The following is a 16013-nucleotide window of genomic DNA, read 5'->3' on the forward strand; positions in this document are numbered from 1 at the left end:
CGGAGGAGAAAAAGTGGTCAAAACAGATATTAAAATTGCACAAGAAGCAACCATGTTACCTGTCACCAAAGTAGCAGAAAAAATTGGGTTGGATGAAGACCAGTTTGAATTATATGGAAAATATAAAGCAAAAATCGAAGTTGAAAAAATAACAGCCGACAAAAAAGGGAAAGTTATTCTAGTTACCGCCATCACACCAACACCAGCTGGTGAAGGAAAAACAACAACGGTTGTTGGCTTAGGGGATGCGTTAAATCGAATTGGCAAAGATGCAATTATTGCATTGAGAGAGCCTTCTTTAGGACCTGTTTTTGGGATCAAAGGAGGAGCCGCTGGCGGTGGCTACGCTCAAGTTGTGCCGATGGAAGATATCAATCTTCATTTTACCGGTGATTTTCATGCAATCGGTGCAGCGAACAACTTGCTAGCAGCTATTATTGATAATCATATTTTCCAAGGAAATGAATTAGGAATTGATAATCGCCGAATTACATGGAAAAGAGTAGTCGATATGAACGATCGTCAATTAAGACATGTGGTTGATGGTCTAGGTGCTAGGGTCAATGGTGTTCCTAGAGAAGATGGGTTTGAAATCACTGTGGCATCAGAAATTATGGCCATTTTATGTTTATCTAATGATATCGAAAATTTAAAAACAAACTTAGGTAATATTATTATTGGGTATACGTACGACAATCAGCCAGTTACAGCGAGAGAATTAAATGCCCAAGGTGCAATGACGGCTTTATTGAAAGAGGCAATCAAACCTAATTTAGTTCAAACATTGGAAAATAATCCTGCCTTGATTCATGGCGGACCCTTTGCAAATATTGCTCACGGTTGTAACAGTGTGATCGCAACCAATGCTGCTAGAAAATTAGCTGATTATGTTGTGACGGAAGGTGGTTTTGGTGCAGATTTAGGCGCAGAAAAATTTATCGATATCAAATGCCGAAAATCGGGTATTCGTCCTTCAGCTGTCGTTGTAGTAGCAACTGTCCGTGCGCTTAAAATGCATGGTGGCGTGCCCAAAAATCAACTTGGCGACGAAAATATTGCGGCATTAACAGCTGGATTGCCAAATCTTTTAAAACATATCGAAAATACAACGACTGTGTTTGGCTTACCAACGGTTGTGGCAATCAATAAATTTCCTACAGATACAGATGCAGAGCTTGATCTTGTGAAGAAAGAATGTCAAAAACGCAATGTGAATGTGGTTCTTTCAGATGTCTGGGCAAATGGCGGAGCTGGTGGAGAAGAACTAGCAAAAGAGGTTGTTCGTTTGTCAGAGCAAGAAAATCATTTCTCTTTTGCTTATCCAGATGAACTGTCAATCAAAGAAAAAATTAGTGCAATTGTGGAAAAAGTGTACGGTGGAAGCGCTGTAAGGTATGACCCGATTGCTGAAAGAGAAATCACTAAACTGGAAAAACTTGGTTTTGGTCATTTGCCAATTTGTATGGCTAAAACACAATATTCATTGTCAGACGATCAAACTAAATTGGGAAGACCAACTGACTTTACGATTACGATCAGTAACATCAAGATTTCGGCTGGAGCAGGATTTATCGTTGCGTATACAGGAACAGTGATGACGATGCCTGGATTACCTAAAAAAGCAGCTTATGAAAAAATTGACGTTGATTCTGATGGGAAAATTGTGGGTCTTTTCTAGAATGAATCCAACAATTAAGTGATAAACGAAAACCTCAATCATTTGATCAAGTACAGATCGAATGATTGAGGTTTTTAATGATAGTGGTTCAAAAACCGAATTTAGCGTGGGACAAAACTAAAAAAAAGTTTTGTTTCGCGCTCTAAATCCGAATAAACGGCGAGAAAAAAACAGATCCTTCGGAAATAAGCTGGAATTCACAAAAATTTGAAAAGCCATTTTCGTGAATTCCCTCTTATTTCTCGGAGCTAAACGCTTTTGTCTCGGCTTCCTCTAATTAAATAAACGGATATGTGTCTTGACACATAAGTGTTTCTCCCTTAAAATAAATAGTATCATACATGTCAAGACACATCGGAGGAGAGCATGAAAAAGAATTCAGTCAGACATTTAACGATTTCAGCTTTACTTGTTGCAATGGGGATCATCATTCCAATGGTTATGCCGCGAATCACGATAGGACCAGCTTCTTTTACATTAGCTAGTCATGTACCAGTATTTTTAGCGATGTTTTTTTCACCCGGAGTTGCAATTGCGGTTAGTTTAGGTACAGGCTTTGGTTTCTTTCTGTCGGCAACACCGATCATAGCTTTAAGAGCACTTTCTCATTTACTTTTTGCACTCATAGGGGCGTTTTATTTGGAAAAACATCCAACGATCGTTTTGACTAAAAATAAATTTGTTATATTCAATGGTCGTTTTCAATTATTTAATTTTGCAATTGGCTTAATACATTCTGCTGCTGAATTAGCTGTAGTAAGTGTTTTTTATACAATGGGAAATATGCCGGAAACTTATTATTCACAAGGGTACATGTACTCGATCTTTTTGTTGATGGGGATTGGCGGATTGATCCATAGTTTGATCGATTACAACATTGCTTATTTTGTAGCGAATGCATTAAGTAAACAATTTGATATTCCAATATTTAGTCAGGCTAAAAAATTGGAACAAGCAAAAGTAAACATCCTTCCCCAAGAGACAGAAACAATGGTATAAAAAAATGAGTAGCGGATTTATACGCTACTCATTTTTTTATATAGCAATTAAGGCAATTTAATCACTTGTTCCGTTTCTGGATCGAAGAAGTGCGCTTTATTGATATTGAATGCTAAATCGACCATCTCTTCAGGTTTATGGAAATCACGAGCATCTACTTTTGAGATGAATTCTGTATCGCCTAATTTTGTATAAAGCATTGTTTCAGCACCTAATAGTTCAGATACCACAACTTCAGAGCGAACCACCGCATCGTTCATTGTGTCTAAGGCAACTTGCTCGCTGTGAATATCTTCTGGTCTGATGCCAAAAATAACTGATTTTCCTTCATAACCTTTTTCAACTAATAATTTATTTTTCCCTTCTGGAATGATAAGTTCCAATCCATGTCCATCACGAATGACTCCGTTGTTTAATGTAACGTTAAAGAAGTTCATAGCAGGTGATCCAATAAAGCCTGCGACAAAGATGTTATTCGGTGTATTGTAGACTTCTTTTGGTGATCCGATTTGTTGGATAAAGCCGTCTTTCATGATAACGATCCGATCAGCCATAGTCATAGCTTCTGTTTGGTCATGGGTAACATAAACGGTCGTTGTTTCTAGACGACGATGTAATTTTGCGATTTCAGCGCGCATTGCGACACGTAATTTTGCATCTAAGTTGGATAAAGGCTCATCCATCAAGAACACTTTCGCGTCACGCACGATTGCTCGACCTAAGGCGACACGTTGACGTTGCCCACCAGATAAAGCAGCCGGTTTACGGTGTAAATATTCAGTCAGCCCTAAAATTTCTCCCGCATTTTCTACACGTTTTTTGATTTCAGCTTTGTCATATTTACGTAGTTTTAAACCAAAAGCCATATTGTCAAAAACAGTCATATGAGGATATAGCGCATAGTTTTGGAAAACCATTGCGATATCCCGATCTTTTGGTGCAACGTCGTTCATTACTTTATCCCCAATTGAAAGTTCACCTTCTGTGATATCTTCTAGTCCTGCGATCATTCTTAGTGTAGTTGATTTACCACAACCAGAAGGACCTACAAAAACGATAAATTCACGGTCAGCAATTTCTAAGTTAAAATCAGTTACAGAATAATTTTCTGCATTATCATATTTTTTATAGACATGTTTTAACGCCATTTCTACCATCGTCGTCACTCTTTTCTTTTTTATTGTATCCTTAGTATAAATGAAAGCGCTGTACATTCTCAACGGAAGGTTGCACAAGAAAGAATGCAATTTTTCGTCAAAGTGACAAAGAAGCAAACATTCCTTTAACTCTATAATGGAAGAGTTTGTTATAATAAGAAAAAGAAATGAATTGAGGGATCACGGATGAAAATTGCATTGATAGCACACGATCGTAAAAAAGAATTGATGGTCAAGCTGACCTTAGCGTATCAACCGATATTAAAAGAACACGAACTTTTTGCTACGGGAACGACTGGTTTGAAAATTTCAGAAGCTACTGGACTCCCTGTTCATCGGTTTAAGTCTGGACCATTAGGTGGAGATCAGCAAATCGGGGCAATTATTTCAGAAGATAAATTAGATATGCTGATTTTTTTACGAGATCCATTAGCAGCACAACCTCATGAACCTGATGTTACAGCGCTGATTCGTTTGAGCGATGTGTATGAGATTCCTTTGGCAACCAATATCGGAACGGCTGAAATTTTATTAAGAGGATTGCAAGCGGGGTTTGTCGACTTTAGAAATGTGGTTCACGAAACAGATAATAGACCATTATCGTTTTAACTATTTTAGTCAAAGTTTGTTGCAGCAATGTAGGGAATATGCTATATTTCACTTAGGCTTAGGCCTAAATAAATCAGAGTAGGAAATAAAGCGTTAAGTGCTGAAAGGATGGGATGTTGCCTTTCGGACGAAGAATACATAAGAATAGTGAAATGGCTAGACCAGTTTTATGATCTAGCTACACGAACTAGCTCTTCGGAAAAAAGATGAATAATGCTAGTGGCAAAAAGCGCCACAATCAGTATTCCCTATTTTTCTGTCAGAGCTGAACGAGTTCGTTCCGCTTTTCTGTATTCGCGGTTTTGTTTTCGCATTCGCTGCATATTTTGTGTAGCAGCTCTTAGAGGAGATGCTAGAAATGAAGAAAAGAAAAATTGATACACGAACCATTACGCTGATGAGTTTATTGATTGCGTTAATGGTAGTTTTCACACGATTTATTTCGTTTGAAACCCAATTTTTACGAGTTAGTTTGACCTTTATTCCAGAGTCATTGATGGGCATTCTTTTTGGGCCATTCTGGACTGGGATAGGCAGTGCCGTAGCGGATACAGTCGGTATGTTGTTATTTCCCAAAGGACCCTATTTTCCTGGGTTCACATTGAATGCATTTATTTCTGGTGCAATTTATGGGTTCTTTTATTACAAGAAGGAATTAACTTGGAAACGAGTAATCATGGCGACGTTATCAGTCACTTTGATTATTCACATGTTTTTGACCCCATTGTGGCTTGGACTGATGTACGGTGTGAATATTTCCAATCTTGCTTGGTGGGCACCTAGAATCGTGAAGAATATCATCTTTTTCCCGATACAAGTAGTTGCTACTTACTATTTAGGGAATAAAGTTCCTTATAAGCAATTTTTGAGTAAATCCTTAACAAATTTTAAATAAAAAGAACCTCAAACTATCCTACATCCCAAGGAAGTTTGAGGTTTTTTAATACCTATTCTACTTATAATTGATTTTTAAACTGAGCGTCATATAACGCATGATAATAACCATCTTCTTTATGGATCAATTCATCATGACTACCGATTTCAACCACAGAACCTTGATCCATGACTAAAATTTTATCTGCGTTTTTAATCGTGGAAAGACGGTGAGCGATTACGAAGCTTGTACGGCCATCCATCATCTGTAAGAACGCATCTTGAATGTTTTTTTCCGTCAACGTATCAACAGAACTAGTCGCTTCGTCTAAAATCAACATGGGTGGGTCACTGATCATTGTTCGAGCAATTGTCATCAGTTGTCTTTGGCCTTCGGAAATTTTGATTCCGCTAGCACCAATCAACGTATCTAAACCTTCAGGTAGACGGGTGACAAAATCAAAAATATAGGCTTTCTTCATAGCTGCTTCAATTTGCGCATCAGTTGCATCAGGTTTTCCATAAGTCAGATTATCCCGGATCGTACTATCAAATAACCAAGTGTCTTGTAGAACCATTCCAAAACTTTTCCGCAAGCTATCCCTTGTGACTTGGGTGATTTTGTGATCATCGATCGAAATTTGCCCGTTGTCTACTTCATAAAAACGCATTAATAAATTAACTAGTGTTGATTTACCAGCACCTGTTTTTCCGACGATAGCAATAGTTTCTCCTGGAAGAACCGTTAAGTTAAAATCTTGAATCAATGGATTTGATGGTGTATAAGCGAAATCTACATGATCGAACACCACTTTACCAGTAACCTCAGTTAACGCAAATGCATGTTCACCATCTGGTTTTTCTTCAGGTTGACTGATAATTTCAAAGGTCCGATCAAGTCCTGCTAAAGCAGTTTGAATTTGGGTTGTGATTCCAGATAATTCGATAAAAGGTTTAGAGAATTGGCTAGAATAAATCGTAAAACTAGAAATAACACCGATCGTGATAGCTTGATGACCACTTAACAATAACAAACCTCCAACAAGACCAATAGATAAGTAAGCTAAATGATCGATAAAACGTGACAGTGGGTTTGTTAGTGAAGATGAAAACTGTGCTTTTTGACCACGTACATATAACGTTTGATTCAAAGCTTCAAAGCGTTGCTGAGAAACATTTTCTTGCTGAAAGGCTTTGACGATTTTTTGATTACCAACCATTTCAGACACATATCCAGAAATTTCACCTACGATTTTTTGCTGAGCGGAAAAATTTTTCTGTGATGATTTTGCAACGACCCAATTAACTAGAAAAATAATTGGTGTCGCAATCAACACAACTGCAGTAAGGATTGGGCTTAATTTAAGCATAAAGAAAAATGCAATGATCACCACAGATAATCCTGAGAATAATTGGTTAAAAACAGCAGAGCTAGCCACAGAAATATTATCCATATCATTTGTAAAACGGCTGACAATATTACCATGAGAAGTTTGGTCATAATAATTTAAAGGCAGACGATTTAAATGAGCGAAGGCATCTTTTCTCAGTTCTGCAACTGAAAGATAAGAAACACGGTTACCTAAACGCTGAATCAACCATTGGCTGATCACTGTAATCACTAAAATAACAGCTAAAGTGCTCAGAAATTTCAAAAGAATCGAGAAATCAACATTACCTTTTGCAATCATTGTATCAACTGATTTTCCCATATAGTAAGTCATCAAAACAGTTGTTAATCCACTAAGAATACCCAGAATAACGGCAGCAATCATTTCCTTAGGATATCGGAGCAAATAGGGCATGAAACGAGTAAATGAACTAATTGTTGTTTTTTTCGTTGTCATGATATAGTTTCCTCCTCTTGTGAAGCAACAATTTCTTGGTAGGCTTCTGAATAGTGTAATAATTCTTCGTGAGTTCCTAGACCAACTTGTTTTCCACTAGCCAAAACTAGAATTTGATCCGCTTGTTGAATCGAACTGATTCGTTGTGAAATTAAAATCAGGGTCGTTTCTTTTAAATCTTGACGTAAAGCTGTTCGCAAGTTTAGATCTGTTTGATAATCTAGAGCACTTAAAGAGTCATCTAAAATTAAAACGTCTGGTTTATGAATCAAGGCACGGGCAATCGTTAAACGCTGTTTTTGACCACCAGAAAAATTTTTCCCGCCTTCGTATACGATTGTATCTAGACCGTCACTTAGGTTTTCAACGAAATCTTTGCACTGAGCAGTTTCTAATGCTTGCCAGCATTCTTCATCCGTCGCGTTTTCTTTGCCCCATTGAAGATTTTCTCGAATCGTTCCCGTAAATAAAACAGCGGTTTGAGGTGTAATTGCGATTTTTTTGCGTAGTTTATCTAGAGGCCAGTCACGGACATTGAGACCATCAACAAATAGATTTCCTTCGCTCGTATCATAAAAACGAGGAATTAATTGTGTTAAGGTGCTTTTACCACCGCCAGTGGGTCCAGTGATACCTAACACAGAATTTGCTGGAATCTTCAAAGAAATATCAGTCAGTGCTAATCCTGCAGATGGTTGATAGCGAAATGAGACATGATCGAATACAATTCCTGCTGTTTGTCCTTTTATAGAAATATCCTCATTATCTGATTGAATACTTGGCTCTACAGATAATACTTCACTAACTCTTGACGCAGAGGCAGAAGCACGAGTAAAAATGATAACCAAATTTGACACAACAATCAAAGCAAGCAACATTTGATTCATATAGTTGATCAAAGCCAATACCTCACCTTGTTGTAATCCACCAATTTCGACTTTGATACCGCCGAGATATAGCAAAGCTAAAATACCAAGATTCATTACTAGGGTAGTAGCAGGAGTTAATAAGGCTGAAATGTTAGAAACACGAATATAAATAGAAGAAAGATCATCCGTTACTTCATTGACATGCTTTTCTTCGGTTTTTTTTCTAGCAAAAGCCCGAATGACACGAACACCACTTAAATTTTGACTGATTTGTCTGTTTAACAAATCCAACTTTTCTTGTACTTTTTTATATAAGGGCACTGTCGTTTTTATAATGAAATAAAGAATAAGGCAAAAGATTGGCAGCATAAGTAGAAAAATCAATCCCATTTGCACATTGATATAAAAAGCCATTATGACAGAACCAATACTTAAAAAAGGTGCACGAATCACAAGGCGAATCAACATGGCTAAAGCCAATTGTAACTGATTGATGTCATTGGTCATACGCGTAATCAAAGTGTCAGTTCCAAAACTATTTAATTCCGCATGGGAAAGCTGGTTGATTTTTTTCATTAACTGATTTCTCAACTCTGTTCCAAAACCTTGAGACGCAACTGAGGAATAATATTGACAGATCATGACACAGATTAATCCAATCACAGACATCAAAAGCATCCATCCAGCCATTTGTAGCACATAAGATCGGTCATTATTTCTGATCCCTTGATCCACTAAACGAGCCATAAATAAGGGCAAAACTAATTCAAAACAAGCTTCTAAAAACTTGAAAAAAGGTCCAAGAATAATTTGCTTGCGGTATTTCTTTGCATAAGTAAGTAGACTGAACATGGGATTCCTCCTAAGTTTAAAAGTGTGCCGGCTCAATTATCTTTTCCGAGAAGTTAGTCTGCAAAACGAAAGACTACATGCTAACATCTTTTTGTTTTAGCTGAAAATAAACGGATAATGAGCGGATTATTCTTATAAAAAGATTTCTCTTCTATTGTATATCAATTTTTCTTGATAATAAAGTTGCTCGCACAAACCTATAGTTCTTTGATACAATAAATAGCAAATGCTTATTTAAAGGAGAAAATATATGAATGAATTTATTAAAATCGTTTTATTATTTTTTATCTACTCGTTTATCGGTTGGTTGTGGGAGACCGTTTATTGCTCATTAAAAGCTGGTAAGTTTGTGTATCGAGGCTTTTTATTAGGACCCTATTGTCCAATCTACGGTTTTGGTATTTTAGGCGTTCTCTATTTTTTAGAGCCACTAAAACAAAATATTGTCATTTTATATTTATTATCAACGATTTTAGTTACTATTTTGGAGTATATCACGAGTTACGGGTTAGAAAAGTTATTTCATGCTTCTTGGTGGGATTATAAAGATGTACCACTGAATATTAATGGGCGCGTCGCTTTGCCTGTTTCGTTATTTTGGGGAATCGGTTGTGTACTGATCGTACGTGTCATCCATCCCAAAGTGATGTTATTCGAACGATTTTTATCTGAAAAATTTGGTATTCTGCTACCAATTATTTTATTGCTCCTGATCGTGAGTGATTTGTTTTATACTTTAGTAAACATGCAGTCTTTTAAAAAAGTCACGGCACAAATCAGTACAGCGGTAGAAGATCGCAAACAAGAACTATCTGCTGTGTTGACTGAAAAACGGGATGAACTGTCTGCTAATCTAACCGAACTAAAACAATCTGTGTCAGAAGAATTCAATGAGCGCAAGCAGCTAAAAGCAGCTGAAAGAACTTCTTGGTTGGAAGAGTTTAAAGACACACCAACAATCAAAAAATTATTAACACATATGAGCTTCAATCAAAAACGGTGGGTACGAAATTATCCCAATTTAAAGTTGAAAAATGTGAAAAATCCTTCTGAAGTTCAACAAATCATCAATAAAAACAAAAAAAATAGTAAGTAATATGTATTGAGTATAACAGTCTGTTTTAGTGTTCCATAATTGATAGAAACCTTGATTTATATGGGTATTTATGAGACTATCAGAAATAAAATGAGGCGAATTAAAGCGAACAATGTTACAGGAAAAGGGCTGTTTTCGCTAAAACGTAACAAATTGTAACAGTATTGAAATAAAATAAGCCCTATAGATTAGTATAATAGGTGGAGTTGGATTTAGTTAGGAAAGGTGTTGGATTCAGTGAAAGTAAAAAAATTGATACCATTTTTAGCTGCTATCATGCTAGTAAATGTCGCTCTTCCAATTGGAGCCGCAGCAGAGTCATTAGACGAGCTGAAGGATAAAGAGGCGCAAGCTTCACAAACGGGAGCATCACTTAGCGAAGATATCAATACAGCTTTGAATGATGTTAATGAAAAATACGCTGAAATTGAAAAACTCAAATTAGATATTTCAAAAGCTGAAGAAACAATCAAAAACTCTGAAGCTGAAATCACAGTGACAGAACAAAGTATTGCACGCCGTAAAGAAGTCGTTGGAAATCGTATGAAAGATGTCCAGCTAAGCGGGGAACAACGTACATGGCAAGTATTATTAGATGCTGAAAGTGTATCAGATTTCTTTAATAAAGCGTATGCGATGACTATTTTACAAAATGCAGAAAAAGAAAAAATCGATCGTCTATCTGAAGATAAAGAAAAATTATCTGAGCTTCAAGAAACTGTAAAAAATAAACAAGAAGAATTACAAACCAACGAATCAAAATTACAGGATGAAGCATCAGCAATGAATGAACAAGTTGTAACCTTAAAACAGCAATTATCTGATAATCAAGAAGCGTTACAACAAATTGCCAGCCAAAAACAGACTGAAGAAAAACGAATCACTGATGAGAAAAAAGCAGCTGAAGCTCGCAAACAACAAGAGGCAGCTAAAGAAGCTCAAAGAAAAGCTGATATTGTTTCATCGTCAAGCTCAAGCAACAGTTCTTCATCAAGTAGTGAGTCAAGCGACAGTTCAAGCTCTAGTTCTAGCAGTGAAGAACAACCAGTCGTTACACCTCCATCTCAACCAGAAGAAGTACCAAGCACTGGTGGAGAGACGGGGAATGGTGAAGCAAATGGTCGTGTTCTATACATGCAATCAACAGCTTACTCATGGAGAGAAGCAGGTTCTGGCTTTATTACAGCAACAGGGATTGATCTTCGCTCACAAAGCAATGTGATTGCAGTTGACCCAAGCGTGATTCCGCTAGGTTCACTTGTTCAAGTAGAAGGCTATGGATTTGCAGTTGCTGGTGATACTGGCGGCGCAATCAAAGGCAATATCATTGACGTTCATTTCCCTACAGTTGACCAATGTTTAACATGGGGACGTAGAAATAATGTTAAAGTCACAATTCAATAAAACAATGAAGACGCTCATTGAGCGTCTTTTTTTTGTGGGTGGAACCAAAACTAAAGATTAGTTTTATTTCGCGCACTAGATACGAATAAACGGCGAGAAAAAACAGCTACTATGCTTCGATCACATCGAATTCTAAGTGCTAAAGCACTAAGTTTTGAAGGCTTCGGAAATACGCTGAAATTGTTGTAAAACACAGTGAATATAATGAACTGATGTTGCGCAATACTACTCGTTCACAAAAATTTGAAGAGCACCAAGTAGGTACCAACTATCATCAGTTCACAAGCTCACTGTGAAACTTGGCAATTTTCGTGAAGACCCTCTTATTTTTCTGATCTAAACGCTTTCGTCTCGACCTCATTTTGTAAGAAAAGCAATTTTTGTTAGAGAACTGAATGGAATCACAAGCGCTTCATTCTAATTATTAAAACAAATTAAAAAAAAAGTGAATGTAATGCATTAAAGAAAAATAAATGTTACACTTCAATAAAGAAAGTGAGGAATAACAATGATTCGTTTTGCAACAAAAGAAGACGGAGAGGCTATTGCTCCGTTAATTTTAGTTATTTTAAAAGATATGGAATTACCTTTATTGGAAATCATTCCAGAAGAAACGCTTTTGGCTGTCTTGGCTGAAGCAGTAGAAGATCCAATCTATCGTTATGGCTATAAACGAGGATTAGTGTATGAAGAAGATGGACAGGTTGCTGGAATTGCATTTGGTTATCCAAATGAAGATGAGCCAATAATTGATGAACCACTAAAAAAAGTTTTAAGTAAATACAATTTGGATGAAGAAATCAGAATATTTATCGACCCCGAAACATTGCCGAATGAATGGTATTTAGATTCGATTTCTGTCGATGAAAAATATCGTGGAACAGGAATTGGGTCTAAATTACTAGATGCTTTGCCAAAAATGGCTAAAAGAGATGGTAAAGAGATTATTGGATTAAGTGTGGATAAAGGAAATCCTAATGCTAAAAAATTGTATAGCCGTAAAGGCTTTAAAGATGTTACTGAGATGATGATCAGTGGCCATCTGTACGATCATATGCAGAAAAAAATCAGCGAATAACACTCGCTGATTTTTACTTTATATTAACAAGTTCCCCAACCAATGATTGGTTTATGATTCTGATTCTTTTTTTTATTATACAACCAATAATCTAAGACGGCAGCAACACAAATACATAACGGCGCATCTTCATCATCAGCAACTTCCAAGCTAAAGTAATTACCAGAAAAAAGAGTTGCTTTACTCATTTCCATCACTTTGCGATTGACTTGATAAATGGAATAACGATGATTCCTAATATCGCCTAAAACAGTCCAATGCATATGTTGAATATAATAAAAATCAGCATTTAAATTTAAGATTTTTCTTAGGACACCAACTTTTTCAAATCCTTTATACAAATCAAAACGTGAACCAAAGGCAAATGATGTCTGCCTGATACTAGCAACTAACTCACCACTCATCGTGTATAAAGAAAGTGCGTCTCCACGTGTTCCCCAGCGGCCAACAAGTAAGAAAATGGACTTGCCGTCTTCGTCTTTGACAAGGGTTCTTGTGACCTTACTCAATTGTTGTTCTTGAATAAAAAACTCAGACACCATATCTCACCTCTTTTCGTTATTGTTAAGCAGCTTGAACGATTATAAATCTTCCCTGATTGCTCGTAAAATCGCTTCACCTACACCATTATCTAAATTGGTAGAAGTAATATATTTGGCATGATCTTTTACTTCCAACTCGGCATTTCCCATTGCGAAACTAACGTCGGCCCATTGCAACATACTGACGTCATTAAAGTTATCACCGATCGTCATGACTTCTTTTTCGGAAATCCCACGTTCTTTTGCGACATGAGCCACTGCAATTCCTTTTTGTGCATTTTTATGATTGACTTCAATATTATTTTGAGCAGAAGAAGTAACAACTAAGTCTGCAAGTCCCCTGATTTGAGTACTTGCAGGAGCTAGTACTTTAGGTCCTTCCATGCTAAAACCAATGATTTTCAAAACTTCGATATCTTTTTGTTGAATCAAGGTACGCATATCTTCGATATAAGTAATATCCAACAATGATAAATGAGCTGCAGCCATCGCAATTGCTACTTTATAGGTCAAATGTGGCATTGTAGTGGCGATATGAGAAGCAAAATTTTCAATTCTTTTTTCTTGTTGTTCAGAGTATATCCCTTTATTAGTCGACACTTCAAAATAAATGTCATTGGCATCTAATATATCTAAGATGTCATTGGCTGTCTTTTTTTCGATTCCAGCAGTGAATAGTGAGTTACCTGCTTTATCAAAAACTTTAGCACCATTTAAAGTAATCATCGCGCATTCGATCCCAGCTTCTTCTAAAGCAGGTTTAGCCTCTGCGTATGCTCGGCCAGTGGCAACCATAAATTCGATCCCTAGACGTTCGGCTTCTCTAATAGCAGAAACATTGTCCTTTGAAATCCCCATTTTTGAATCCAGTAGTGTTCCATCCATATCTGAAGCAATCAATTTAATCATAAAATTTTCTACCCCTCGTTTATTTAACTTATCTATAGTTTACCATGTTTTTTCCATTTCAGTGCAGAAAAAATTCTCTTGTCACATCTTAAAAAATCAGATATGCTAAAAGTGTAAAAGAAAATTGTCAGAATAGAAGCTTTACTTATTAAGAGTTAAATATTGGAATCAATCTAATCAAGGAGGGCAACTAATGAAAGCAATCATTCATAATAGTTGGCAGGAAGTTTTAGAAGAAGAATTTACGAAAGAATACTATTTAAACTTACGAGAATTTTTAAAACAGGAATACAGCGTTCAAACGATTTATCCAGATATGTATAATATTTACTCAGCATTAGAACTAACGCCATATGAAGAAGTAAAAGTTGTGATATTAGGGCAAGATCCTTATCATGGACCGAATCAAGCACATGGCTTAAGCTTTTCTGTACAACCTGGGGTCAAAACACCACCTTCTTTAATGAATATCTATAAAGAACTTCAAGCAGATTTGGGGTATCCGCCTGTTTCACATGGTTTTTTAGAAAGTTGGGCGAAGCAAGGAGTCCTTTTATTAAACACTGTTTTAACTGTTCGCAATGGCCAAGCCTATTCGCACCGGGGACAGGGCTGGGAAAACCTTACAGATGCCATTATTAAAAAGTTAAATGAGCGTGATAAGCCAATCGTATTTATCTTATGGGGCAAACCAGCACAAGAAAAAATCAAGATGATCGATACAAACAAACATATTATCATCAAATCGCCGCATCCAAGTCCGCTAGCTGCTCATCGTGGTTTTTTTGGATCAAAGCCATTTTCTAAAACTAACCAAGCGTTACAACAATTAGGAGAGACTCCAATCAACTGGCAATTGCCTGATACAGTGTCATAAAACAGGACGCTCTGTTATAGTGCAGTATGGTAAGTTTGTGAAAATAATATCAGAATCAACATTTTTTACACTAATACAGCTATAAATAACTGTTATTTTCTTGGAGAATGGTGTATGATTAGATTGTATAAATAATCAGTTGGAGGGTATATCGTGGAATTATTCGATAGCTTAAAATTTAAAGTCATTCGCCGTAACATCAAAATTGTTTTCCCAGAAGCAACAGATCCTCGTATTTTAGGAGCTGCAGCTCGTTTGAAAGCAGAAGAGTTAATGGAACCTATCTTGATCGGAAAACAAGAAGCCATTGTTGAAGCAGCACATGCTCGTGGAATCAAGGCATCTAACTTTACGATTATCGATCCAGATAATTATGATGGATGGGAAGAAATGGTTACAGCGTTTGTTGAACGTCGTAATGGTAAAGTCACTGAAGAAGATGCACGCAAGATTTTGAAAGATGTCAACTATTTTGGAACAATGCTAACTTACATGGGCCTTGCTGATGGGATGGTCAGTGGTGCAATCCACTCAACTGGAGACACAGTTCGTCCAGCCCTACAAATCATCAAAACAAAACCAGGTGTTAGCCGTACAAGTGGTGCGATGATCATGGTTCGTGGCCGTGACCAAGAAAAATACATTTTCGCAGATTGTGCGATCAATGTGAATCCAACAGCGCAAGAATTGGCTGAGATTGCCGTTGATAGTGCAAAAACAGCTGAATTATTCGATATCGATCCAAAAGTTGCAATGATGAGCTTCTCAACAAAAGGTTCTGCTAAAGCACCTGAGGTTGATAAAGTTGTTGAAGCAACTAAAATTGCTAAAAGCTTAGCACCTGAACTTGAAATCGATGGAGAATTACAATTTGATGCTTCATACGTAGCCTCTGTTGCTCAATTAAAAGCACCTAATTCACCAGTAGCTGGACAAGCAACGGTCTTTGTTTTTCCAGAATTACAATCAGGAAATATTGGCTACAAGATTGCACAACGTTTAGGTAACTTTGAAGCAATTGGACCAATCTTACAAGGATTGAACAAACCAGTTTCTGATTTATCTCGTGGAGCAAATGAAGAAGATATTTACAAATTATCTATTATTACAGCTGCACAAACATTAATGAACTAATAAAAGCTATAGAGAACTAAAACAAAACGTTTAGCGTTATGTCTTAGTTCTCTAGTTTTTTTTGCAAAAATTCGGTATACTACACTACA

14 protein-coding genes and 1 riboswitch are annotated in these 16013 nt (G+C 36.7%); of the genes, 9 read left to right on the top strand and 5 right to left on the bottom strand.

The genetic code is table 11. The features are described from left to right. The first annotated feature begins 13 nt into the window (after positions 1 to 13). Together I583_RS01570 and I583_RS01575 are read left to right on the top strand one after the other, a co-directional pair. A complete protein-coding gene (locus I583_RS01570) occupies positions 14 to 1678 on the top strand; it encodes a formate--tetrahydrofolate ligase (protein WP_010762795.1) in 1665 nt (554 codons plus the stop codon). Between the two features lie 366 nt (positions 1679 to 2044). Then, positions 2045 to 2677: a hypothetical protein gene (locus tag I583_RS01575; RefSeq protein ID WP_010762796.1), complete on the top strand. Its 633-nt coding sequence runs from the start codon at positions 2045 to 2047 to the stop codon at positions 2675 to 2677. A gap of 47 nt (positions 2678 to 2724) precedes the next feature. On the opposite strand, the gene I583_RS01580 is transcribed toward I583_RS01575, so the two are convergent. After that, positions 2725 to 3834 carry an ABC transporter ATP-binding protein gene (locus I583_RS01580; protein WP_010762797.1) on the bottom strand — a complete coding sequence of 370 codons (1110 nt, stop codon included), beginning with the start codon at positions 3832 to 3834 and terminating at the stop codon, positions 2725 to 2727. A gap of 186 nt (positions 3835 to 4020) precedes the next feature. Between I583_RS01580 and mgsA the strand changes: the two genes are divergently transcribed. Together mgsA and I583_RS01590 are read left to right on the top strand one after the other, a co-directional pair. Next, complete coding sequence (mgsA, locus tag I583_RS01585) at positions 4021 to 4443, top strand: methylglyoxal synthase (protein ID WP_010762798.1); 423 nt, start codon at positions 4021 to 4023, stop codon at positions 4441 to 4443. A 72-nt stretch (positions 4444 to 4515) separates the two neighbouring features. Next, positions 4516 to 4639, top strand: a riboswitch (THF riboswitch). Positions 4640 to 4801: 162 nt separating this feature from the next. Continuing rightward, positions 4802 to 5338: a folate family ECF transporter S component gene (locus tag I583_RS01590; RefSeq protein WP_010762799.1), complete on the top strand. Its 537-nt coding sequence runs from the start codon at positions 4802 to 4804 to the stop codon at positions 5336 to 5338. A 61-nt stretch (positions 5339 to 5399) separates the two neighbouring features. Here the strand turns inward: I583_RS01590 and I583_RS01595 are convergent, their stop codons facing one another. Together I583_RS01595 and I583_RS01600 are read right to left on the bottom strand one after the other, a co-directional pair. Further along, entirely contained in the window at positions 5400 to 7163 is a 1764-nt protein-coding gene (locus I583_RS01595; RefSeq protein ID WP_010762800.1) for an ABC transporter ATP-binding protein, read from the bottom strand. Then, positions 7160 to 8884, bottom strand: coding sequence for an ABC transporter ATP-binding protein (locus I583_RS01600; RefSeq protein ID WP_010762801.1), 1725 nt, complete (start codon positions 8882 to 8884; stop codon positions 7160 to 7162). Before I583_RS01600 ends, I583_RS01595 begins: the two co-directional genes overlap by 4 nt. A 250-nt stretch (positions 8885 to 9134) precedes the next feature. Here I583_RS01600 and I583_RS01605 point away from each other — a divergent pair, with 250 nt between their 5' ends. The 3 genes from I583_RS01605 (at position 9135) to I583_RS01615 (ending at position 12462) form a co-directional block, all read left to right on the top strand. After that, positions 9135 to 9980: a putative ABC transporter permease gene (locus tag I583_RS01605; protein ID WP_010762802.1), complete on the top strand. Its 846-nt coding sequence runs from the start codon at positions 9135 to 9137 to the stop codon at positions 9978 to 9980. A gap of 228 nt (positions 9981 to 10208) precedes the next feature. Continuing rightward, entirely contained in the window at positions 10209 to 11384 is a 1176-nt protein-coding gene (locus I583_RS01610; protein WP_010762803.1) for a 3D domain-containing protein, read from the top strand. Between the two features lie 508 nt (positions 11385 to 11892). Beyond that, positions 11893 to 12462 (top strand): GNAT family N-acetyltransferase, encoded by a 570-nt coding sequence (locus tag I583_RS01615; RefSeq protein ID WP_010762804.1) that lies wholly within the window; start codon positions 11893 to 11895, stop codon positions 12460 to 12462. Positions 12463 to 12485: 23 nt separating this feature from the next. Here I583_RS01615 and I583_RS01620 read toward each other — a convergent pair whose 3' ends face one another. After that, positions 12486 to 13001: an LURP-one-related/scramblase family protein gene (locus I583_RS01620; RefSeq protein ID WP_034683006.1), complete on the bottom strand. Its 516-nt coding sequence runs from the start codon at positions 12999 to 13001 to the stop codon at positions 12486 to 12488. 42 nt (positions 13002 to 13043) lie between these two features. After that, positions 13044 to 13913 (bottom strand): Cof-type HAD-IIB family hydrolase, encoded by an 870-nt coding sequence (locus I583_RS01625; protein WP_010762806.1) that lies wholly within the window; start codon positions 13911 to 13913, stop codon positions 13044 to 13046. Positions 13914 to 14106: 193 nt separating this feature from the next. Between I583_RS01625 and I583_RS01630 the strand changes: the two genes are divergently transcribed. Together I583_RS01630 and pta are read left to right on the top strand one after the other, a co-directional pair. After that, complete coding sequence (locus I583_RS01630; protein WP_010762807.1) at positions 14107 to 14790, top strand: uracil-DNA glycosylase; 684 nt, start codon at positions 14107 to 14109, stop codon at positions 14788 to 14790. 153 nt (positions 14791 to 14943) lie between these two features. Continuing rightward, positions 14944 to 15924, top strand: coding sequence for a phosphate acetyltransferase (pta, locus tag I583_RS01635; RefSeq protein WP_010762808.1), 981 nt, complete (start codon positions 14944 to 14946; stop codon positions 15922 to 15924). Positions 15925 to 16013: the final 89 nt, after the last annotated feature.

It is taken from the genome of Enterococcus haemoperoxidus ATCC BAA-382 (assembly GCF_000407165.1).
In the GTDB taxonomy this organism is placed as follows: Bacteria; Bacillota; Bacilli; order Lactobacillales; family Enterococcaceae; genus Enterococcus_L; species Enterococcus_L haemoperoxidus.